Here is a 20,831-nt window from a genome sequence, read left to right on the forward strand (position 1 = left end):
GAGTTCCGGCCGCTGGTCCGGCCCGAATTTCTCATCACTGCCCCTGTACAACCCAGGTTTAGCATCTGTCTCAACAATTCAAGACGACGTCTCAACTGCGTTGACTTCGGGTATAAGACTTCCTTATATTACCTCGTATGACAGGCGAAATTAAGTGGACCAAGTGGCATACGGTGAACGCTGGTGCAGCGCGATCTTTGACGACCATCACAAATTCACCAGGGGTCGTCTATGGAATGGCAACAACCGAATTGCCGGATAGGCTGAAGCCGATACCTGGTGTGGCTTCATACTATGTAATCGGTTACGCTTCTCGCCAGGCCTTGAATGATGGGCTCACCGTCGGCGGTGAGCTGCTTGTAACGCGCGTGGAGAGCGGGATCACCAAGAACTACCAGTTTGGGTTTGCCACCTCGTCAGGTGGTACCGTCTACTTCGCTGGCCCATACAAGGGATTCTGTGGGCACTATGTGGACAGTGGGCAGAGCATTCCCGAGAATTCGCTGTTCGGACACACGCCCTTCAGCAAGTGAGACCTGTGTTGCGCTGCAGATTCAACGTCCAGGTCAAAAACAACGACTTCTACCTTAGTCTTCATGGCAGAGGAAGTGATTCGACGATGCAGCACCTACGAAGATGAGGGTTGCGCTGATATTGAAAAGAAGGCACGGCGAATCTGGCTGGCAGCGAATTTCGGCAGCTGTTGAGGTCCAGGAGACTCCGAATTCAAGTCGTGACGGTTTTACCTTCTCCGTCGAGGAAGACATAGATCTTAGAGGGCTATCGGAGATTCACGGAGTCTTGACCAGCGCGCAGTATAGATGAAATCGTCCTCAACTTTGCGGCCGTGTCGCAGTCCTACCACGGATGATTGAAAACAACATTTGCCCTTATTGTTGGCAACCATTGATCAAGGCAGAGAATAAGGACAATAGTAGGTCCGTAGAGCACTTGATACCGAATAGCGCTTTAACTCGCAAAAGGAAAAACGACGAAGGGGATTTTTACGCTTGCAGAAGATGCAATTCAAGAAAGAGCAATATCGACTACGTATTGGGTGTAATTACAAAAGCCCAGTCATTTGATAACAAGCTGGCGCTCAACACTCTGATAGATGCAATCACAAAAAAAGATGGTCGTGCCAAACGGTTTATAGATATGATTCTTACTGCTAAAGAAGGAAGTGGCAGCGTTCATATGGAAATGCCAATCAAAGGGAATGAGCTAATTGAGTATCTTCACTACCTTGGCAAGGGTCAGTTCTTTAAAGTGAGGCGGGTGCCATACAATCCGAATAACTACGTTATGGATATCCGGTTTGTTAATAAACAGGTTCTTGCTGCCATCGAAAGTTCATACGTCGATCAACACGGCTCGAATCCGTTTAAAGACCTCAAGCAAAACCCGCGTTCAGAAGTCATTAACGATGGTGAATGCATCATATGGTCAAAGAACAATCGTTTCATATTTATCTTTCACGATTACGTCGCGGCGATCGTTGAGGTTCTGAGAAGGAGCAAAAAGAACGTGGCCAAAGCCGCGAAGAGCGAGTCCCAGATCCTTGAAGATTTTTCTTATGCCACAACAAGCCCATCAACCCGAGTGGGTTCCTGCAAACGCCATGAGAGAAAGAAGATAAGTCACAAAAAGAACACATAGGCCCTTTCAATCGGCGTCCTTTGACATTACCACCGGGTAGCGACGTGACCTGCTTGATAATAGGTCTAACTATCTGGATACTCGAAAAACCGCTACCCCATGAGCGACTCACCACGTCCCTGCGCGGCGCTCTTGATCGCCGCACCGGCCTCGGGCCAGGGCAAGACCACAGTCACCGCGGCGCTCGCGCGCTACCACGCCGCGCGGGGGCGGCGCGTGCGGGTCTTCAAGACCGGGCCCGACTTCATCGATCCGATGCTCCTTCGGGCGGCCAGCGGCCAGCCGGTCTACCAGCTCGATCTCTGGATGGTCGGCGACGCCGAATGCCGGCGTTTGCTCCATGGCGCCGCGTGCGAGGCGGAGTTGATCTTGATCGAGGGCGTCATGGGGCTGTTCGACGGGAAGCCCTCGAGCGCCGATCTGGCCGAGTGCTTCGGTATCCCGGTGCTCGCCGTCATCGATGCCGGGGCGATGGCGGAGACCTTCGGTGCCCTCGCCCACGGCCTGGCCACCTATCGGAACGGGCTCCCGTTCGCCGGTGTGTTGGCGAACCGGGTCGCGAGCGCCGGCCATGCCGGCATGTTGAGATCCAGTGTTTCAGACCGCATCCCCTACTGGGGTACCCTGTACCGACGTTCGGAATTCGCATTACCCGAGCGCCATCTGGGTCTCGTCCAGGCGCAGGAGATCGACGGGCTCGATCAGAGATTGGGTGCGCTGGCCGCGGCCATCGGTGAGACCGGGCTCGCCGATCTGCCCGAGCCCGTGGCCTTTTCGGGTGCCCCGCCGCTCGAGGTCCCGCGTGCCTTCGAGGGCGTGCGCATCGGCATAGCCCGCGATACGGCCTTCTCGTTCGTCTACCCGGCCAATCTGGATCTGTTGCGGGCGATGGGGGCAGAGCTGGTGTTCTTTTCACCGCTCTCGGACGCGTCGTTGCCCGCCGTCGACAGCGTCTACCTCCCTGGCGGTTACCCGGAGTTGCATTTGGCTACGCTCGCGCACAACGACGGGATAAGAGACGCGTTGCGCGCGCACGCGGCCGACGAGAAACCGCTGCTCGCCGAATGCGGGGGGATGCTCTACCTGCTCGATGAACTACGCGATCGCGACGGGCACCTAGGTCGGATGTGCGGGATCCTGCCGGGCCGGGCAGCGATGCAGGGACGTTTGGCCGGCCTCGGCCTGCAATCGGCGCGTTTCGCGGCGGGGGAGCTGCGCGGCCACACCTTTCACCACTCGAAGCTTGAGACGGCGATGGCAGCGGGTATCCAAGGCGTGCGCAAGAACGGGACACCGGGAGAGGCGATCTATCGAAGCGGCCGCCTCACGGCCTCTTATCTCCACTGGTACCTGCCGTCCTGCCCCGAAGTCGCCATCGAGCTATTGCAGCCGTAACTTTATTTCACTTAATGGCGCATGCCACATCGCTATTCGCCGGCGGAAGACGCGACCGTTTACCGCTTGCGCAGGTAACAACTCCACGGTATCGAACGGAGATCCTCATGGGCAAGCTTGAACGAACGCAACCCTACCTTGTGGGTGAAGACGTCGCCGGAGGTCCGGTACCGGGCCTTGAGCGGCAAGCGGAGCTTCGACGCGATCGTGATCGGCGGCGGCATCGCCGGGCTGAGTGCCGCCTACATGCTTCAGCGCGACAGGATGAAGGTGGTCATCGGCGATGCGGCCGGCCTCCGCGGCATTCGGTACGATGACGAGGCAAGGCCCCCGATGGCGACGCGCGGCCGCGGCGATGGCGAGGCCCTTTCCGGAGCCATAGAGGCGCGCCCAGCGCCGGCGAACCCCCGGCCGGTTGGGCTGGGGGGGGCTCGAAGGGGCTCTCCAGACGCTTGATAACTCCCTGAGCCGACAGCCCCCTTAGCCTGCACTCGCCTGAGAGGCCAAAACGCCCCGGATCCGGGCGCCTCGGACCGATGAATCGCCCGAAAAATCCCCGATCCTGGACCGACGGCTCGCGTACTTGACAACCCACAGGTCCATCTCGTACTCTTCCTCCCGCCGAAAAAGGGCCTTTGAAATTCTTATACCTTTCGAAAACGGGCACTTCGGACTTTGGCTGGCCAAAAGTCGCTGCGTCTTGACGCTCCGGCTTGGTTCAACGGCCATTGAAGCGACTTTCGGCAAGGCTATAAATTTATGACGTTGCGAACTGCCTTTAGAGAAATAATTTGCACCGCGAACTCTGTTCCGGGACAAGTTTATCTTGGAGAGTAGGAATGAGAAAATGGGTTTTATTGGGGCTTGCTGTTGCCGCAATACTTGTAGCTGTGGTGATTTGGCGGCAATGGGAAAGGACCTCAGGTACTATTGAGATCGGCGTCTTACTTTCACTCACCGGCGATGTCGGACCATATGGCCAGAGGTCACTGAAAGGAATTAACCTAGCCAAGGATGAAATCAACTCCGCAGGTGGCATAGCAGGAAGGCCTATCTCTCTTCGTGTTGAGGATACAAGATCATCGCCACGAGACGCGGTCAGTGCCTACACGAAATTGGTAACGCTGGAGCATGTTCGAATCATAGTGGGGGACGTGTTGAGCGGGACGACACTGGCCATTGCTCCATTGGCGAAAAAGGACAAAGTCGTGTTGCTGGCGCCCGGGGCTTCGAACCCTGCGCTCAGGGATGCAGGTGATTATGTCTTCAGAAACTGGGTATCGGACGACTTCGATGGCACCGCGATGGCTCAGTACATCGCCAAAGAAGGCATCCGCGCAATTTATATCCTCAATCAACAAACGGACTATAGTGTAGGCCTTGCAAATGCTTTCAAAAAAGCTTTCGAAGCTCTCGGCGGAAAAGTGGTTGGACAAGACGCCTATGTTACAGAAACTACGGATTTTCGACCTCACCTACTCAGGATGCAACGGAGCGGAGCTTCTTCGGTTTTTCTAACTGGAGAAGCGCGTCAAAACGGAACTATTCTTCGTCAGGCCCGAGAGATGGGTCTAGAGAAGCAGTGGTTTGCCAATTTGACTATAGACACGCCTGAAGCGAAGACAGTCGCCGGAGATGCACGGGAAGGGGTTGTTTTTACGACACCTGCGTTCGATCCGGACGAGAGCTCGCCGCAAACGCGGCAGTTCGTAAGAGCTTTCCGCGAGCGTTACGGGGAAGACCCCGAGGTTACATCCGGAATCGCGTATGATGCAATGAAGATTCTGGCTGCAGTGATGACCCGAACTGGCTCCGAACCCGAGCAAGTCAAAGCCGGCCTTTACAAGGTCAAGGATTTTCCCGGCGTGACGGGCTCAACCAGTTTCGACGATCATGGTGACGTAACGAAAGACATCTTCATCAAGGTGATAAAGAATGGCAATCCTGTCCTCCTCACACGATTTGCGGTTCAACAGTGACGTAATCGTTCCCGAGCACACCATTAGTCCACAACAACATAAGCTTGCACCCTACTACGCCCAGACCCTTGAGTTTTACGAGCGGCTCGCGTCGTTATACGATCTCCTTTACCCCGACCACTTACGTTTTTCGGAACAACTCTTCAGCCAACTTTCGCCAATCTTGGCAGCGGCAGGAACGCACAACGTTTTGGATGCATCGTGCGGGGTGGGACATGACATGCTTAGCCTGCTGCGGCTGGGCTTTCGCGTGGACGGCATAGACATCAGCAAGCGCATGATTGAGGAGGCCGATCGGCGGCTACGACGGGCTGGCTTTGATGGAATCAGACTTCGCGTTGGAGATGCTAGTAGCCTTCAGACTGTAGCCCCGCAGGATGCGTACGACTTAGTCGTATTTAGGGGCAACACCTTCTCTAATATCCATCCAGATGATTTTGGTGGTGTGGTCAAACAGCTGTTGTCTATCGTCCGACCTGGCGGATTATTGCTAGCCGATTATCGCGATGGAGAGCATCAACTTGCAGAACGGAAAGGCTTTGAATTTCGCGGCTCGGGAATCGCTAGAGAACGGAAAGCTCTTTTTTGGTCAAATTACGTACTCAAGCATTCCGACAGCTTGCTTCAGCCCTATGAGGTTTGTGCCACTGTTCGTTTGATCCACCTTAGACGTATGTACTCTGTTGAACGATTGCACATTCGCTCTCACTACGTCGACGCTCAAAGGCTGCTAGAAACGATTAGACACGAAGCTATTCAGGAACTGCGTATTCCCACTGTGGACACCCGGGGACTACCGTATCTGCAAACTCTGCTCGTCCGGCGGGCTAGCTAATTTGGTGGCGCTGCTGCGATGGCACTTCCGAACACCAGCGAGCAGGAACTCAAGCGGATTGTGAATATCTGCGGTACCGTCACGTCTTTCCTTAGAGCCATGGCGCCCTTCACTCCTGGTTTGAATTCGTGCATGACAGTCTGCGCATATTGCAGACCAACCTACTCGCGATATCAAGCCCTACGCGAAACATTTAAGCAAATCGACTCGGTATCATTCGTCCGGCAACAGATAGAGAAGTTGAGCCAAGACGACATCTTCGACATTGGTTTCTATCTCGGCTCAGCATGCGAATATATTAAAGGATCCCGCAAATTGAATCGTGATGCTGAAGCGCAGCTCATGGTCACGATGGGCAACCAATGGCTAGACGGCGCTTTGGCTAGGTTTTTTGATAAGATCGCCGACCACAACGTGGATACCATTCTGGAACAAGGTATTTTACCTTGGCTTAGCTCGATAGAATACGTCGAGTTCCAGGATAGCTATTTAGCGCGTCGCTTTAGCCGCGATGGTGACTTTGAGTTTCAGGAGCAGCGACGAATCGATCACTCCGTTCAATCACAAGTCAAAAAGGATTCCGTCTTTCGTTATGGAAGAGCCTGTGAATATTTGCTCTTTGCTCGCGACAGCGTGCTTCACTATTGCTTCACGCCAGTCGTGACAACTCCAAATGGTGAAGAGTACCGGTGGGCACTTTGCGTTTGGTGTCCGCCAGAGGCGTCGCCAACGGTGGCAGGAGCCCATCCACAATTGCAAACGCAACTACGCAGAGCTTGGGGTGCAACAGAGGGCGCAAAGGATGGTGGAGAGCTATTGAATCTTGCGGAAGAGATAACAGCTGCGCGCTTTCTGTTGGAGCGCTTGTGGAGTCGGGAGAACGGCAGGCTCGAGCCCCCGGATGCCATTCAAGTAAAACGGAAAGTCGACAGCCTGGCGCACGCAGTACAAATTTGTCCAGACGTCGAACTAGTTCAACGTGTAAAAATCGACTTGAGTGCCGCCTTGAGTGCCGGCGTCTTAGTCGAGAACATTAGCTTTGATACGCTGTTGCGTACGCTTCACGGAGACACCCCATGAAAACGACTGCCTTATTAATTGCGAAGCGGCTGATGAAAACTTCACCATTTGTACACACTCTGATCGTGGTGGGGGTATTCATTTCACTAAGCACGAATCTACTTGTCTCTTTCTACACCGCAACGCCAAAAGAGTGGCCTCTCAGAATGCTGGGATCAGCACTTCTGATGCTGGTATCCGCTTGGCTCTATCTGCCGGTTGTTTCAACGAGTGATCGGGTTTTTCGCGAAGCCAGTGCACTGGGCCATAATTTTGATGGGGCGTTAGTGCAATTGATTGACCGACCCTCAGAGGTCAAGGTTCTAGAGATGGTTTTCCTACGGCTACTTGCGTCTATCGTGATATTTGCCATCGCAATTGGTTTGTTATTTTGCTGGAGATAAGGTTGACGGTTTCCGAACTTTATGCCCAAGCGACGGCCAACGGCATCATAGCCGGATGCTTGTACGCTCTAGTTGCCGTCAGCTTCAATCTTATTTACAGCACCTGCCGTTTCTTTCATTTCGCGCACAGTGCAGTGATCGCGAGCGGTGCCTTCGCAGCATATGTTTTGCTGTGGTTGGGAGCGCCGATGCTTGTTGCGTGGCTTTTGGGAATAGCCGTAGCGGGAGCGATTGGCCTGGGGATGAATGTATTGGTGTATGTCCGGCTTCGTCAGAACGGCGCTCACGCCATCGAACTTCTCCTTGCATCATTAGGGCTGATGGTAGTCGTCCAGGCCTTGCTTTCGCTTATTTTTGGTGATGACGCGCGTGTGCTTGGTGCGCCCGCAACTGTTGGGCCGACTGTTTTGCTAGGCGTACGGCTAACAGATGTGCAACTAACTATAGGCAGTGTTTCGATTGTCGCTGCAACGCTAGTGATGTTGCTTGTCCATTGTACTCGCGCTGGGACGTTAATCCGTGCTGTCGCAAATGACGCTCCTCTTGCTCTGGCAGTCGGCGCGCAAGTCGAAGCCACTATCAGCGGGGCGTTTCTTTTGGGCTCTGCAATGGCGGGACTTGCAGGAATATTGGCTGCTTATGATGGCAGCCTCACACCGGGAATGGGCTTACGGATGTATCTGCTTGGTGTCAGCGCAGCAATCGTTGGGGGCGTTGGGACATATCACGGTGCCCTTTTGGGCGCGCTCCTCATTGGACTGATACAGAATTTGGGCGCGATTTGGCTTCCGACGCAATGGCAGGATGCGAGTGTTTTTCTTGTCCTGACAATTTTCCTACTGGTGAGACCGGAAGGGTTGCTGGGGCGACACGCGGTTGCGGGAGCACACTAAATGGAATACTTGCTCCACGTGGCTGTGCTTATGTCCTTGTACATTGCGCTTGCAGCAGCGCTCGATCTCCTCGTTGGCCGCACTGGGATTTTATCCGTCGCCCACGCCGGTTTTTTCGGAATTGGGGCATATACAAGCGCCTTGCTTGTAACGAAGATTTCACTCGCTTGGCCGACGGCGTTCTTGTGCGCTGCGTTAGCAGGCATGATTCTTTCGTTTCTTGTGGCGGTGCCTGCGTTGCGGCTGAAGGGAGATTACTTCGTTTTGGTGACGTTTGCATTCCAAATGGTTGCGTTCAGCGTCCTAAACAATTGGGTCGTTTTCACGGGCGGACCTATGGGAATCCCTGCGATCCCGACCATCAACATCCTTGGATTCAGTCTTGATGCTCGCTGGAAGGTACTGTTCCTAGCGTTGGCTTTCAGCGGCACCGTTTTTTTGTTCCTGGACAGGTTGCGCCTTAGTCCTTTCGGCCGATTGCTTCATTCGATCCGAGAGGATGAATCTCTCGCGCAATCTTGTGGACGCTCGACTGGCGTTGCAAAGCTGAAGGTGTTTGCAATAAGCGCCGGCGTCGCAGCCGCTGCTGGCGCGATCTACGCACATTATATTGGGTACATTGATCCCTCCAGTTTCACGGTCATGGAATCAATTCTCGTACTGGCAATGGTCATTATCGGCGGGGCTGATAGCCGTTGGGGGCCTTTGGCCGGCGCGATCGCGTTGGTGGCTCTTCCCGAGCTTCTGAGATTTGTAGGACTGCCTGACGACGTTGCAGCAAAATTGCGAGAGCTGATCTACGGTGCGGTCCTGACCGTCATTGTAGTCGCAAGATCCCAAGTGCGTTGTACATGAACACCTTGGAACCAGCCGAGCCCAGATAAGCCTCAATTAAGAATGTGCAGCACTCGAGTGTCTTTGTTGCGCTGTGAAAAGCTATCACAATCGTTTGGCGGCGTGCAAGCGCTGGATTCGATCACTCTTGATTTCTCGGACCACGGCATCGTGGCTTTGATCGGCCCCAATGGCGCAGGAAAATCGACCCTCATCAATGTCGTTACTGGTTTCGTGCGACCTGAACAAGGTCATTGTTTCGTTAAAGGAATAGATACGACGCATTGGGCAATCGAGCGGATTGCATCGCTTGGGGTGAGGAGGACCTTTCAAGCCGTTAGAGTTTTTCCCGAGATGACGGTCTCCAGCAATCTTCTGATTGGGATTCCGGGCGACACTACGGAAGATGTATTGTCAATCTGCCGGCCAGGGTTGCGTCGAACGGCCGAGGAGGAAAAGCTGCAGCGCGTAAGTGCCGCGCTTCGGAGCACCGGCCTTTGGCCCAAAGCTCGCGAGCTAGCTAGAACGCTCTCCTACGGCCAGCAAAAGTTGTTATCACTGGCAATGTGCATGGCAAGCGGAGCCAAAATCGTTTTGCTCGACGAGCCGTTTGCGGGGCTAGACCCGGAAACCGCTGAGACAGTGACGAACATTTTGCGCGAAATGCAAAAGCTAAAACGGCTAGTCATTTTTATTGAACACGACTTGATTGCCGTTGGAAGGATTGCAGATGTCGTGCATTTGCTGGCTGGCGGAAAGGTCATCCAAAGTGGACTGCCGGATGAAGTTCTGACCAGCCGCAAGACTTTGGAACGATATTTTGGTTGATATGGCACAGTTGACCCACCTGAGGCTTGACCAAGTGTCGAGCGGATACGGCTCACGTCCTGTCATCGATGGCGTATCGATCGATGTGGGCAGCGGAGAAGTCGTTGCACTGATTGGTCGGAATGGAAGTGGCAAGTCCACAGTTCTGAAAGCTGCGTTCGGGCTTCTACCAGTGCTGAGGGGAAAGGTGACACTGGACGGACTTGGTATCGAGCATGAAAATCCAAGGGCGCGGTTGCGGCGGGGCATAGCATACCTTCCGCAAGGACGGAATGTGTTTGGCGCACTGACGGTAGATGAGAATCTAGACTTGTCGTACCTCTCGGGCATGGACAAGCGGGCGCAGGAAGCTGCGCGTGAGAGAGTGCTTGGCTTGCTGCCAACATTGCGAAGCATTCTCTGGCATCGTGCAGAAACGTTGTCCGGTGGGCAACGGCAGCTCGTTGCGTTAGGTAGAACGCTTTCAATGAACCCGCGAGTGTTGTTGCTCGACGAGCCGTCATTAGGCATGTCACCAAGTTTGGTCTCATGGTTGCTGGCACATATAAAAGAACTCAGTCAAACCATGAAGATGGCCATATTGATCGTTGAGCAACGAGTGCACGACGTCCTGAGCATTGCGGATCGCGCGTACGTCCTTAGGAACGGCGCAATTAGCTTTTCAGGGATCGCTAAAGAGTTGACCGATGACGTCAAGCTTCAACGTCACTTTTTTTAAGCTCCTCCATCGAGATTCGTGGATAATGTCGTCAGATGATCGACGAGGAGTCTTGGATTTGACCCAACCCTCGGCCGCGTCGCGGGATGCTACGGACGCAGTGATACCCGCAATCAGTACCAGGGAGATAGATTTTTCATGAGGTCCGCCGGTCGGACCATCCGTACGCGTCGTGATGTATTTCCTCGCAGGGAAGGCCGATCCCGGATTGCGGGAGGCCGGCCGGGTGGCGGCGGCCACGTTGCTGGCGGCGCTGCGTCGCCGGCGGCCTGCTCACTGCGGCCGCGATGACGAGCTGACGCGTGGCGGTACCCTTGCGCGGCCTTTTGTCCTGTCCCCATCGATGACCTTCGCGATCTGGGCTGTCATCCTCGGATTGTTGCTGATCACGATGGCGATGACCGGTGCGCTGTTGAAGCGTTTGCCGCTCAGCCCGTCCATGCTGTATCTCGCGGCGGGCGCCGCGTTGGGGCCGGCGGGCGTTGCACTGCTGCATCTCGATCCGTTCAACGATTCGACGGTGCTCGAACACGTGAGCGAAGCGGCGGTGCTGATCTCGCTTTTCGTCACCGGCCTCAAGTTGAGCGCGCCGCTTTCGGACATCCGGTGGCGGCTCGCGATTTCCCTGGCGCTGGGGGCGATGGTGCTCACCGTGGGCGCCATCGCGTTGATCGGTGTCGCCGCGCTCGGGCTTCCGGTCGGCGCGGCCATTCTCCTCGGAGCGATCCTCGCGCCCACCGATCCCGTTCTCGCCTCGGAAGTGCAGGTGGCCGACCCGCAGGATCGCGATCGGCTGCGGTTCGCGTTGACCGGCGAGGGCGGGCTCAACGACGGCCTGGCGTTCCCATTCGCCATGCTGGGGCTCGGGCTCCTCGGTTTGCACGAGCTCGGTCCGTGGGGAGCGCGCTGGCTCGCCATCGATTGCCTTTGGGCGATTGCTGGCGGACTGCTCATCGGCGCGGTTTCCGGCCGTCTGATCGGCACCCTGGTGCTCTACCTGCGCGTGCGCCATCGGGAGGCTGTGGGCTTCGACGAGTTCCTAGCGCTCGGCCTGATCGCGCTGTCGTACGGCATCGCGGTCCTGGCTCACACTTACGGTTTCCTGGCGGTGTTCGCGGCTGGGCTCGCACTGCGGCGCGCCGAGGACACCCCGATCGCGCGGACTGCCTCGCCCGGGCCTACGAACGAGGTGGCGTTACCGGTCGACGAAGCGTCGAGGGCCGCCGCGGCTACCGATCCGCTCCAGGCCGGCCCGTACTTGAAGCGCGCGATTCTCGGGTTCAACGAGCAGATGGAGCGGATCGTAGAGGTTGCCGTCGTCTTGATCGTCGGTGCGATGCTCGCGTTCATCTCCGTTCCGGACGCCGCATACTGGTTCGTCCCGGTGCTGCTGCTGATCATCAGGCCCGTTTGTGTGTGGGTGTGCATCGCCGGCTCGACGACGACCCGCCGGCAGCGCGTGCTGATGGCGTGGTTCGGCATTCGCGGGATCGGCTCCGTCTATTACCTGATGTATGCGATCAACCACGGGCTCGACGCCGGTCTGGCTGAGCCATTCATCGCCATCACGTTGACCGTGGTGGCGACGTCGATCGTGATTCATGGCATCTCGGTCACTCCATTGATGCAGCGCTACGACCGGTAGATTGAAATTTCGCATACGTCTAGCCAGTATTTCATTGATAATTCCCCGCTACGGCTGGACAGTAATAAAAGTTTAAGCAAATGGCTAAGACAGCAATTACATTCGGAATACTTTTAACTCTTCTTGGTTTAATAGCATACTTTGGTATAAGCAGTGAAAGTATCACCGCATTGATACCGGCTTTCTTCGGAGTACCGGAGTACCAGTGATAATACTTGGCTGGCTGGCATTGAATGAAAAATACAGGAAACATTCTATGCACATCGCCGCTGCATTAATGTTGCTTGGTTTTATTGGCACTGGAATGAGAGTGTTTCCCCAACTCGTTGGGGAAATAGCAAATCCATCCGCATTTACTGTCCAGCTAATTATGACACTGTTGTGCCTGATATTTATTATACTAGCAGTGAAATCCTTTATAGAGGCAAGAAGAAGTAGAGAAAACTAAGATTTATAACAAACTATGAAGCTCCTCTACGATATACTTCTCGGGCGCGGTGCGGAGCCGGGTGCGCGAGGAGTTGGTTCGCGAGGGGTTCGCACACTGGGAACTCGCTGGGATGGTGCCTTGCGAGGCCGCCATCGTTGATGCGGCCGACGGCGCGTGGCGTCTCCGCCCCGTGGTTCGCCCCCCGCGGGCGAGGCGATCAAGGCCTGCCCCACGCCTCAGGCGGTCTGACTTATCGCCCGGGCCTGGATCGGGCGCCAGCACAGCCTCTCAGACACGGCCATTCGCAAGCGCGCGAAGGCGAACGGGTGGACCCGGGACCTCTCGGGCGCGGTGCGGAGCCGGGTTCGCGACAGCCTGGTTCGCGAGGGAGTTCGCGCGAACGTTCTCGCCGGGGTCGTGCCGTCCGATGCCGCCATCGTCGATGCGGCGGCGCGCGGGGATCAAGGCCTGCCCCACGCCTCGAAGGCGGTCTTGATATCGCCCCGGCCTCCGCGGCCGCAGTTCCTGCCGTTCCACGCCCGGACGGAGCGCTGGGTGTTCCGCGCACAGCGCCAACAATCGGTATTGATTCTGAGACAAATACATCAGACCTGAACCGGAGGGTGGGGAATTTTCAATGCCCACAACGGGGGACTGAATGCCCCTTGACAGTCTTATCCTTTATCCTCTATTCTTCGTGGAGTGGTATCGCAGTCGCCACCAGGGGATGCAAAGCCACAGAGCAGTTCTCATGATCGTGCCGTTCCGCTTTCTTCGGTTTCACCGACGGCTGCTTGATCGCGGAAGGGCCAACGTCAATGCCACGTCGGCACGGGTACGCTTTCCGCCGCATCGCTCGCCGAGACCTGACGCGCCCACGGGCGGCTCCACCACATCGTGAAGTGCTTGGAAATGCTCGCCTGTGGACAGTGTGCGATCGCCCCGACGGTGTGCCGGCAAATGCGCCGCAAATCCCGATGCGCACTCGCCCCCTCTCGCCCCGCGCTTGCCTCTCACACGACGTGATTCGGGCACAGATTTGAGGCCCAGGAGTATCCCGCCGGCTGACTATCGAGGAATCAAGGTAGAGTTCAATGCAAGTGAACAATCAATGGAATCAGGCAGCGGCCCTCGTGGCGGCTGCCATCCTATTTACTGTCGGCGGCGTATCGCCTGCCGTGGCGCAGCCTTCGACATCAACCCTCAAGGGCGTCGGTCCTTCTCCGAACCTGGCTGCACCGGAGCCAGGCGAGGCTACGACAAAGTTCGCAGAAGTCGTCGGCTGGCCGGAAAACCTCACGCCAAAGGCGGCCTGATGGATTTCAGGTGGGGGCGTTTGCACGGGATCTCGAGAGCCCACGCTGGCTCTACGTTCTGCCGAACGGAGACGTGCTTGTCTCGCAGGCGCGGAGTCATCCAAGGTCGCGCGCCGATGCCGATAAACGCAAGGGCATGGCCGGCGCCGGGAGCATCGGCGTGTCACCGAACAGAATCACTCTCCTGCGGGACTCAGACAGGGACGGACGGGCTGAGACACGAGAGGTGTTTCTCACGAATCTGAATCAGCCGCTCGGCATTGCTCTCATCGACGACACTCTCTATGTCGCGAACACGGACGGTCTCATGCGGTTTCCCTACAAGGAGGGGCAGACGAGGATCGAGGATGCAGGCACGCTGGTGCTGGAGCTTCCAGCCGGCGGTTACAACAACCACTGGACGAGGAACATTGTGGTCAGTGCCGACAAATCGAAACTCTACATTTCGGTTGGATCGGCCAGCGATCATGGCGAGTACGGGATGGATACGGAGGTTCGCCGCGCGAACATTCTCGAGATCAACCCCGACGGGTCGGGTGAACGAATCTTTGCGGCAGGGATTCGTAACCCGGTTGGTATGGGTTGGCAGCCCGAAACCGGGCGTCTCTGGACAGCGGTGAACGAGCGGGATAACCTGGGCGACGATCTCGTCCCTGATTACATTACCGCGGTCCAGGAAGCCGCTTTCTACGGCTGGCCCTATGCGTACTACGGCCAAAATCTCGATCCGCGCCGCAAGGGCGAGCGTCCCGAGCTGGTGTCTCGGAGCGTCAAGCCCGATTACGCTCTCGGGTCGCATACCGCTTTGCTGGGATTGTTGTTCTATACGGGAGGCAGCTTCCCCGACAGGTATCGCGGCGGCGCGTTCATCGGCCAGCGCGGCTCGTGGAACCGCTCACAGTTCAGCGGATATCGTGTCGTGTTCGTGCCGTTTCAGAACGGCCAACCACGAGGTCAACCCGAAGACTTCCTGACTGGCTTCATGGCGGACCCGCGGACCGGGAGAACGTACGGCCGACCGGTAGGGATCACGGAATTGCGCGACGGTTCGCTGTTGGTTGCCGACGACGCCGGCGGTGTCGTGTGGCGGGTCTTGCGTGTCGCCGGCCGTTGATTGCAGTCACTGAGCAACGTGTCAAAGCGGCCGCACTTTAGTCGCGCAGCAATGTGCAAACGGCGGTAGGTTGACGGCGCGAGCAGCGCCCTGGCTTTTGTAGCCGGGTGCGATGCGCCACCCCCCGGCAGCGACGACTGGCCTCATGCATCAGGGAAGGAGTCAAGTGACGAAGCTTCGGCTTGGCATTTCACTGGTCCGCCGGAATGGCCGCGCTCGCGAGCAGAGCGGTTGCGATCGGGCCCGCGGCTATCGCGACCTCTCGATCCGTGCCTAGAAACGTGTTGCGCTTTCAAACCCCCGTCCTGGGGACACGCCTATGATCGCCGCCGAGATCATCAGCGAGGTTGTTCTAACTAACGCTCGCCTGTGAAGCCTCGACCGCCTCGACCACCGCTAGTGGATGCGTTACGCGGACCTCGCCCAGGGTCGCGCCGTCGCCCCTGCCGCACCACCCGCTTGTTCTTGAAGCGCCTCCGATCTTGCGGCAGGACGCGCCGCCGGTGGGGAAGCGTGCCGGTCAGCCCTTCACGCACACCACCTGCTTCAAGGTTTTGCACCACCTCGACGAGGCCACGCTGGTGCTCCATCACCGTGTCGATGTCATGTAGGCCCCCGGGATCTCGTCGACGACGACAGACGGCCGTCCCATCGCTGGCGGCGGCCGGTCAACTACTCCTTACTCCCCGCGACTCGCGGGGTCCACGCCGGCAAAGGCGAGGAAATCGATCATCCGGAAGTCGCCGCTGACGGGACCGTTGAATGTTGGCAGCGCCGGTTTCCACAATGGCGCGCGCGACAGGTATGAATTGCGGTTGAGTTCCAGCAGCCCGATGATCACCTCTCCGACGATGCGGCCGCCGACCGGACCGAGGGTGAGGCCGTTTGCCCTGAGAGCGCCTTCCTTCAAGACGTAGTACCAGAGCGGCGTGGACCAGTCGAGGCCCAACTCGTAGCCGCTCAGCTCCTTCAGCTCCGACCTGGAGAGCGGCTCAACACCCATCTCCCGGGCGATGCTCTGGCCGGAAGGCAGCGACCAGGTGACGTGTCGAAGAAGGTTGCGCTGCGGCAGCGCGGTAGGGGCGTCACCCGAAGGGATCGCGTCGAGCGGCAGATGGAACAGCGGCGTGGAGATTCTCGCGTCGATCAGCTTATTCGCCCTGATCGCCGGATTGGTATTGCCCGGGCCGTCTGTGAAGGTCGGTCCGAAATCGAAGAATGTCTGCCAGCCGACGAAGCGCCTCTTCGCACGGGCGCCGCCGCGCAGGTCGTCCGGGTCATTCTGGCCTTGCTCCTCCGGGTCGAAGATCATCGCGAAGAAGGGTGCACCTTCGTCGCCGGCCAGGTTCGCCCGGTACGAGGGCCGCACCATGGTATGGCCGAAGCGGTACGCGGCGCCCTGGAACTCGACGGGAATGAACGCCACGCGGGGCCGGTAGAACTTGCGGCCGCGGTGAAGGATCTCGTCGACTAGCGGCTGGCCGATGAACAGCGGCAGGAACTCGTGGACGATCATCCACTGGTAATGCCACCTCGTGAGCCGCTGGGCTTCGTCGAACACCTCCTCCGAGTCCCAGCGGGGGTTGCGCTGGGTGACGTAATCCACCGCCTGGTTGTGAAACAGGAGAAGGGCCGCGTGGAGGCCGGCGATGATGAGGTTCTCATCGTTCCGGGGATCGGCGATGATCGCCGTCTTGTTGCTGGTGCGGGGCAGGTCCTCGAACAGGCCGCCGCTCTCGACCTTGAACTTGATCCTGGACCCGCCGGTCCGCTCGTACAGCTCGGGCGACCTGCGCGGCCCTCCGCCGTAGACCGAATCGAGGTCGAGGGCGGGCGTGCGGGCGTTCGGCGAGTCTTCCGGCTCCGTCGGCTCACCCAGCCGTGAGGTGAGGTCGAAGGTCATGTCGTGGTCCATGAACTGACCCATGAACGTGGTGCCCGCGGTGTGGGTCGTGCTGTTGGGATTGTTCACGCTCAGGGCCGGGTCCACGATGAGGGCCACGGGTCCCGCGTCCAGGTCGTCTTTGGCGTCCAGGACGCCCCCCGGCTTGCCGATATCCAGGAGCGCGGCGTTGAGTCCAGAGCTCGCCTGCTCGAAGAACGGATGGAGTCCCGGGAACAGGCGGCCGAAATTTTCTTCCCGGAGAACAAATCGTTGGGCGATCGCATCCCGGGTGCCAAGCAGGCCCGAGCCGCCCAATGCCACGACGGTCGAGCCGAGCGCTCGGAGAAACTTCCGCCGATCGATCCCGCCTGATTGACTGAGATGCTGATGGTGATGCGCCGGATTGCTTTTCATGATGTTTCCTCCCTTGGGGCAGCAGGGTAATGAAGAGTAGAAAGCAATGGGTTTTTTTGGAGAGTGTGCCAAACTTAGGTGGAATTTGAACGGCTCGACCGCCTGTGGTGTGATGAAGCTGTGCTGTACATCACAATTGTGGCGGTGTTCCTCCGATGAGAAGCGCTTTGCCGAGTCCACGATGGACCGTGGGTGCGGGTGGCGCTACTCAACGTCGCGGCTTGGTGGGAGGACAAGATGCAATGCAGGCGCTTGCGACATGCCAAGCAGTCGAAGGATAGAGGACAGAATCCGACGACCGCCCACCGTGATACGGTTGGCAGAGGCCGGTGAGGATCGATCAACAGACGGAGTTTGTGGAGGGGTGGAGAGCGAAGCAACCAGGCCGCCCAGCAACTTAAGAGGCAAGACGGCGGCTATTTCAATCCATCCATCGCCGATCCGAACGCGCCGCCTGATGACTCACTCTAGCACTTCGTTCAGACCCAACCCTCTATTGGAATTGACTATCTCGGCCCACAATCGCCGCTTGTTCGATGCCTGATGCAACGGATTACGATTACGCGTGACTTCCGCAACAGCCGCACTACCGATCGCCCTGACGCCGCGCTTGATGCGTGTGCTGATTCTGTCGCTGTTGCTAGCGGCAGCCGGCTACCTCGGACTGGCACTCGCCACCGGATGGGACAACACATGGCGTGCCGTTGCCCGCGTCGGGGCCGGCGGCTTGGCCATCGGCTGTGGGTTGACGTTCGCGGGATTCACGCTGCGCTTTTGCCGATGGCAATGGTATCTGGGCGCCCTGGGACTACGCGTCGACCGTCTGCAAAGCTTCGTCATTTATTTGTCGGGGTTTGCGTTGACCACGACGCCCGGGAAGGTCGGCGAATTGTTGCGCAGTGCCTTTCTGGCGCGCCACAACGTCACGTATACACAGAGCTTTGCCGCGTTTTTTGCCGACCGCCTCACCGATTTGTTGTCGGTGGTCACGTTGACGATGATTGGTTTGTCGCTGTACCCGAAGTCACGTTACGGTCTGTGGGTTCTGGGCGTGGCCCTGCTTGCGGTGGTCGTGTTGATCGCCGCGGCACCGTTGCTGGCCGAATGGAGCGAACGTGGCCAGAACGGTTGGCTGACCCGGACCTTGGCCTGGGTTGCCCGGATACTCGCGCAGGCCAAAAACTGCCTGGTGCCGCAGCGTCTGTTACCGGGATGGTGCCTCGGGTGTTGCGCTTATGCCGCGCAAGGCCTATCGTTTCATCTGATGTTGGTGGCCATGGGATACGACATCGGACTGCCTGTCGCGATCTTCATTTTTGCGTTTGCCTCGTTGGCGGGCGCCCTGTCGTTCATACCGGGTGGTCTTGGCACGGCCGACGCCACGGTATTTTTCCTGCTGGTGCACTTCGGTGTGGCTAAGCCGGAGGCCGCAGCGCGACGGTGTTGATCCGCGTGACGACGTTGTGGTTTGCAGTTGCCGTGGGGCTGGGGTCGGCTAGCTGGTTGACGTTACGGAAAGCCGACAAGCCATCGGCCACGTAAAAATGGCTGGGCAACATCGGCGACGTGACACCCGAGATCCTCAACGCCTCGCACAACGATTGGATCGGGCACTCGCGCGAGGTGGTGGAGAAGAAGCGCGCCGCAGCGGCGAAGGGGGCGCGGAAGCCCGAGCCGATGACCGACATCACCGAGGAGCACAGCTTCATCCGCCCGTTCGGAGCGCAGTTCTGCCCGGGGCGAGCCCGGGCGCCACTTCCGAGCTTGATATCCCTTAGCATTGGAGCGAGCCCGTCAGCAATCGCGTGGCTAGTCGCGGCCCGGCCAGGAGCGACCGCGAGCGCAAGCCGTCAGATGATGACAAAACACAAGGGAAAGCACGCATGAGTTCCACGCTGCAGATCGACGGCATCGACGTCTTTGTGGAGGGCGAGGGAAACGAAACCATTGCTATGATCCACGGCTGGCCCGACACGTATCGGCTGTGGGACGCCCAGGTCGCCTTCTTCAAGAAGCGCTACCGCTGCGTTCGCTTCACGCTGCCGGGCTTCGACATCGACAAGCCGCGCCATCCGTTTTCACTGGCGCAGACGATCGCCATGTTCGAGAAAATCATCCAACAGACCTGCCCCGCCCAGAGAGTCGTTTTGATGGTGCATGACTGGGGCTGTGTGTTCGGCTACCAACTGGTGATGCGGCACCCGTCGCTGGTGTCGAAGATTGTCGGAGTAGACATTGGCGACGCAGGCACGAGCCAGCACTTGCTGTCGTTGAATGCCAAAGCCAAGGCCATGGTGTTTGTTTATCAGATATGGCTAGCCATCGCGTGGCGAATCGGCGGCAGCATTGGCGACAAGATGACGAAATCCATGGCCCGCGCACTGAAGTGCCCCGCGGATCCGCAGTTCATCGACTCGCGAATGAACTACCCTTACTACATCAAATGGACGGGCACTCATGGGTCGTACCGCGACGTGGTGACGTTCGAGCCGCCCGTTCCAATGTTGTTCGTGTACGGCAAGAGAAAGCCGTTCTTCTTCCACACCCAGGCCTGGGCCGACGCCTTGGCCACGCGACCGGGCAGTCAGGTGCGCGCGTTAGAGACAGGGCACTGGGTCATGAGCGAACAACCACAGCAGTTCAACCAGATTGTTCATGCCTGGCTAGCTAGCAACCGGCGGCTAGCTAGCGGGTCCAGGCCGCATGCAGGTGGTCAATAGCGATGGGGCACCGCCAACCGACGGCCCCTCCGGTCAAAAGAGTCAGCGGACTAGCGTTTCGCCGGGCGCGCCTGAAGCCCAGGACCTTCATCGCCGCCGTCGGTGTCTGCCCGGAGGTCCAGTAGCCGGCCCACGGGTCCGTCTTCTGTAAGGACAGATCCTCGCGGGCCGTGCTGATCGTCCACTGCGCTCCGCTCTTGAGCGTGGCCAGTTGCTCCCAGGCCACCGGCCGCCGATCTGGCTGAGCCATTCATCGCCATCACGTTGACCATGGTGGCGACTTCAATCGTGATCCATGGCGTCTCGGTCTCTCCATTGATGCAGCGCTACGCGCGGCGCAAGCCCTCGACCGGCGCGGTCTGTTCTAGGGCTATACGACGGGCTGCCTTGCCGGGTGCGGCGGCCGGCCACCGCCTTATCCAGGCCGCGTGATTCGGCCGGCATCGTTATCCCGCCCCGCGAGCCGATCGAAGAGCGCATGCAGGGCTTCGATGCGCTGCTCGCCCTCGGGCAGATCGGCCGTGATGCGGAGGCGCTCGTTGCCCTCGAATCGATAGCGAGCGGGTTGACTCTGGACCAGGCCCACCACCGAAACCGGATCGATCGGGGCCTCGGGGTGAAAAACGATGCGCCCGCCCTTGGGGCCGAGGTCGACGCGCTTGACCCCGAGCGGCGTGGCGCGGAGCTTGAGCCGGGTCACGCG

The 20,831-nt window shown here is 58.2% G+C and carries 20 protein-coding genes and 1 pseudogene; 17 read left to right on the plus strand and 4 right to left on the minus strand.

The window, feature by feature from the left end; translation table 11 throughout:
- The first annotated feature begins 197 nt into the window (after positions 1 to 197).
- The 15 genes and pseudogenes from M3461_15105 (at position 198) to M3461_15175 (ending at position 15,109) form a co-directional block, all read left to right on the plus strand.
- Positions 198 to 533, plus strand: a complete 336-nt coding sequence (locus M3461_15105) for a hypothetical protein (protein MDQ3775576.1) — start codon at positions 198 to 200, stop codon at positions 531 to 533.
- Positions 534 to 867: 334 nt separating this feature from the next.
- Positions 868 to 1,659 (plus strand): HNH endonuclease, encoded by a 792-nt coding sequence (locus tag M3461_15110; protein MDQ3775577.1) that lies wholly within the window; start codon positions 868 to 870, stop codon positions 1,657 to 1,659.
- Positions 1,660 to 1,758: 99 nt separating this feature from the next.
- Complete coding sequence (locus M3461_15115; GenBank protein MDQ3775578.1) at positions 1,759 to 3,054, plus strand: cobyrinate a,c-diamide synthase; 1,296 nt, start codon at positions 1,759 to 1,761, stop codon at positions 3,052 to 3,054.
- Positions 3,055 to 3,171: 117 nt separating this feature from the next.
- The gene (locus M3461_15120) at positions 3,172 to 3,510 is read left to right on the plus strand and encodes an NAD(P)-binding protein (protein ID MDQ3775579.1); all 339 of its coding nucleotides are present in this window, start codon (positions 3,172 to 3,174) and stop codon (positions 3,508 to 3,510) included.
- Between the two features lie 383 nt (positions 3,511 to 3,893).
- On the plus strand, positions 3,894 to 5,033 hold the full coding sequence (locus M3461_15125; GenBank protein ID MDQ3775580.1) for a penicillin-binding protein activator: 1,140 nt from the start codon (positions 3,894 to 3,896) through the stop codon (positions 5,031 to 5,033).
- The gene (locus tag M3461_15130; GenBank protein ID MDQ3775581.1) at positions 4,990 to 5,868 is read left to right on the plus strand and encodes a class I SAM-dependent methyltransferase; all 879 of its coding nucleotides are present in this window, start codon (positions 4,990 to 4,992) and stop codon (positions 5,866 to 5,868) included. The genes M3461_15125 and M3461_15130 overlap by 44 nt, the downstream gene beginning before the upstream one ends.
- A 240-nt stretch (positions 5,869 to 6,108) precedes the next feature.
- On the plus strand, positions 6,109 to 6,948 hold the full coding sequence (locus M3461_15135) for a hypothetical protein (GenBank protein MDQ3775582.1): 840 nt from the start codon (positions 6,109 to 6,111) through the stop codon (positions 6,946 to 6,948).
- Positions 6,945 to 7,331 carry a hypothetical protein gene (locus tag M3461_15140; GenBank protein ID MDQ3775583.1) on the plus strand — a complete coding sequence of 129 codons (387 nt, stop codon included), beginning with the start codon at positions 6,945 to 6,947 and terminating at the stop codon, positions 7,329 to 7,331. Before M3461_15135 ends, M3461_15140 begins: the two co-directional genes overlap by 4 nt.
- 2 nt (positions 7,332 to 7,333) lie before the next feature.
- Positions 7,334 to 8,224: a branched-chain amino acid ABC transporter permease gene (locus M3461_15145; protein MDQ3775584.1), complete on the plus strand. Its 891-nt coding sequence runs from the start codon at positions 7,334 to 7,336 to the stop codon at positions 8,222 to 8,224.
- Complete coding sequence (locus tag M3461_15150; GenBank protein MDQ3775585.1) at positions 8,225 to 9,079, plus strand: branched-chain amino acid ABC transporter permease; 855 nt, start codon at positions 8,225 to 8,227, stop codon at positions 9,077 to 9,079. It begins immediately after the preceding gene.
- Positions 9,080 to 9,145: 66 nt separating this feature from the next.
- Positions 9,146 to 9,886, plus strand: a complete 741-nt coding sequence (locus tag M3461_15155) for an ATP-binding cassette domain-containing protein (protein ID MDQ3775586.1) — start codon at positions 9,146 to 9,148, stop codon at positions 9,884 to 9,886.
- A 1-nt stretch (position 9,887) separates the two neighbouring features.
- Positions 9,888 to 10,604, plus strand: a complete 717-nt coding sequence (locus M3461_15160) for an ABC transporter ATP-binding protein (GenBank protein MDQ3775587.1) — start codon at positions 9,888 to 9,890, stop codon at positions 10,602 to 10,604.
- A gap of 343 nt (positions 10,605 to 10,947) precedes the next feature.
- Positions 10,948 to 12,249, plus strand: coding sequence for a cation:proton antiporter (locus M3461_15165; GenBank protein MDQ3775588.1), 1,302 nt, complete (start codon positions 10,948 to 10,950; stop codon positions 12,247 to 12,249).
- A 781-nt stretch (positions 12,250 to 13,030) separates the two neighbouring features.
- On the plus strand, positions 13,031 to 13,294 hold the full coding sequence (locus M3461_15170; protein ID MDQ3775589.1) for a hypothetical protein: 264 nt from the start codon (positions 13,031 to 13,033) through the stop codon (positions 13,292 to 13,294).
- A gap of 647 nt (positions 13,295 to 13,941) precedes the next feature.
- Positions 13,942 to 15,109 (plus strand): annotated as a pseudogene (locus M3461_15175) (sorbosone dehydrogenase family protein).
- 679 nt (positions 15,110 to 15,788) lie between these two features.
- Here M3461_15175 and M3461_15180 read toward each other — a convergent pair.
- Positions 15,789 to 17,408, minus strand: a complete 1,620-nt coding sequence (locus tag M3461_15180) for a heme peroxidase family protein (GenBank protein MDQ3775590.1) — start codon at positions 17,406 to 17,408, stop codon at positions 15,789 to 15,791.
- Between the two features lie 613 nt (positions 17,409 to 18,021).
- Between M3461_15180 and M3461_15185 the strand changes: the two genes are divergently transcribed.
- Entirely contained in the window at positions 18,022 to 18,855 is an 834-nt protein-coding gene (locus tag M3461_15185; GenBank protein MDQ3775591.1) for a flippase-like domain-containing protein, read from the plus strand.
- Here the strand turns inward: M3461_15185 and M3461_15190 are convergent.
- On the minus strand, positions 18,824 to 19,117 hold the full coding sequence (locus M3461_15190) for a hypothetical protein (protein ID MDQ3775592.1): 294 nt from the start codon (positions 19,115 to 19,117) through the stop codon (positions 18,824 to 18,826). The genes M3461_15185 and M3461_15190 overlap by 32 nt on opposite strands.
- A gap of 174 nt (positions 19,118 to 19,291) precedes the next feature.
- Here M3461_15190 and M3461_15195 point away from each other — a divergent pair, with 174 nt between their 5' ends.
- Positions 19,292 to 20,128 (plus strand): alpha/beta hydrolase, encoded by an 837-nt coding sequence (locus M3461_15195; protein ID MDQ3775593.1) that lies wholly within the window; start codon positions 19,292 to 19,294, stop codon positions 20,126 to 20,128.
- On the opposite strand, the gene M3461_15200 is transcribed toward M3461_15195, so the two are convergent.
- Entirely contained in the window at positions 20,094 to 20,378 is a 285-nt protein-coding gene (locus M3461_15200) for a hypothetical protein (protein MDQ3775594.1), read from the minus strand. The genes M3461_15195 and M3461_15200 overlap by 35 nt on opposite strands.
- Before the next feature lie 165 nt (positions 20,379 to 20,543).
- The coding region (locus M3461_15205; protein ID MDQ3775595.1) for a hypothetical protein at positions 20,544 to 20,831 on the minus strand (288 nt) is incomplete at its 5' end.

The organism is Pseudomonadota bacterium (assembly GCA_030860485.1).
GTDB lineage: Bacteria > Pseudomonadota > Gammaproteobacteria > JACCXJ01 > JACCXJ01 > JACCXJ01.